We start from the raw sequence: 1,231 nt of genomic DNA on the forward strand, positions 1-1,231 counted from the left end.
TTGTCTTGCAAAGTGAACGCGCTTTCTCAAGTTTCTCCGCCCCGGGCCGACAAGTAGAACATAGGCGTCCCTCTTCGACCCTAGGAGAGGAGTAGACTATGAGTATAGAGCGCGCGTTACCTGCGCAGGCGATCACGTTGGTGGTGAATGATTTGCGTTACAGTCAGTCTGAGCTGCCGAGAAGACAGCTTATGTCACGCCGCAACAGTCATGGTTAAGATAACTTTAACGATACCCGATTATAAGTGCGTAACCAGGATATCGATCCTGCCCGCGTAATACAAACAAAGCAGGAGATCGGTCAAGGAAAGATGATTATGATTATGGATTTATAGCGCGTGGCTTGATGCCCTACTGATGCATGCCTGGCAAAAATAATGCGATTCACCGCGCCAGAAGCCGGAGACAATACGATAGTGGATAATTTAACACTTGCATTGCGCCAGCTCGACCAGGCGCTTGATAAGCTCGGTCAGATATTGCAGACTGAGTATCAGTTACTGGCAGCCATGCCTCTTCAGCCCGTTGCGCTACAGTGCGTTACTCATGATAAAAGTCAGCAGCTTAGCGCGGTAGCCCATTACGATGCGCTACGGCAGCAGGCGGAAGTCGACTCCGGATTTCTAGCCCCTTATGCATGCCATCCAGATCTAGACAATCTGTGGGCGCAGATACAGACCCGAACCCTGGATCTCTATGAGCAGAATCGCCGCAACAGGGTGAGTCTTGAATCGCAAATAGCCCATATCCATTCCCTTAGCGCCGCGATAAAGGCACTTGCCCCGCAACAAATGTTCTATTGCGCTGACGGCGCCTCACATTACGGCATGCGACTGCAAAATCTCGATATCAATGCCTGATTTTCATAGAGTTGCGCGACGTTAGCGCGCAATAGGTTTCCCTCTTTTTTCTGTCGCTATGCTGGCGCCTCCGGCTCTTTACCAGCGGCGTTTTTTCACAAGCAGGTCATTCATTCCTCGTCAAACTCTCATCGACAGAGAGAGTAATACGCATTAACTGTAACTGACTTGGCGGATCCCTCGAAGAGCACCGCCGGCACAGTACACCTCGGATCGATTAGCCGGCGCATGGTGCTTATCCTAATGCCATGCCGGGTCCCCCACCACACGCCATATGGCCCTGATTGAGCCACCTAGGCTTATTTGCTGATCGTATTAGCGCAACCGATGGTATCATTTCGCGGGCCGCGCTAGCCTAGGCCGCCCGCATC

Annotated in this window: 1 protein-coding gene; it reads left to right on the forward strand. The window is 51.8% G+C overall.

Annotated elements, in window-relative coordinates; genetic code table 11:
- Positions 1-416 precede the first annotated feature (416 nt).
- A complete protein-coding gene (locus tag BG74_RS04460) occupies positions 417-860 on the forward strand; it encodes a flagella synthesis protein FlgN (RefSeq protein ID WP_187202613.1) in 444 nt (147 codons plus the stop codon).
- Positions 861-1,231 lie beyond the last annotated feature (371 nt).

This window comes from Sodalis-like endosymbiont of Proechinophthirus fluctus, assembly GCF_001602625.1.
Classification (GTDB): Bacteria; Pseudomonadota; Gammaproteobacteria; order Enterobacterales; family Enterobacteriaceae.